The sequence below is a fragment of the Streptomyces sp. SP17BM10 genome (genome assembly GCF_036322405.1).
Lineage (GTDB): Bacteria > Actinomycetota > Actinomycetes > Streptomycetales > Streptomycetaceae > Kitasatospora.
In genome coordinates this window covers 1-322 of sequence record NZ_JAQYXB010000119.1, presented here as the reverse complement: position 1 = coordinate 322, position 322 = coordinate 1, and the positions used below count along the sequence as shown (strand labels likewise).

The window sequence follows — 322 nt, the reverse complement described above, 5'->3', positions numbered from 1 at the left end:
GGTCAGGTTGTCGGCCATGAAGTTCACCGAGTCGGTCAGGTCCCCCCAGACCCCGGCCACGCCCCCCAACTGCGCCTGACCGCCGAGGCCGCCCTCGGTGCCGACCACACCGGCAACCCTCGTCACCGGCGCCGCGAAGCCGTTCAGCTGGTCCACCATCGTGGTGAAGGTGTTCTTCAGCTCCAGCATCTCGCCGCGCGCCTCCACCAGCAACAACTGCGAGAGCACCCCGCGCGGCACCGACGTCGTCACCTGGGCGAAGTTGCGCACCTGCCCGGTCAGTTAGACGGCCAAGAAGTTCACCGAGTCGGTCAGGTCCCCC

General features: G+C 68.3%; 1 pseudogene. It reads right to left on the bottom strand.

Annotation, left to right across the window (positions count from 1 at the left end):
- Nucleotides 1-322, bottom strand: a pseudogene (locus tag PUR71_RS00430) (HAMP domain-containing protein); the annotation flags it as partial.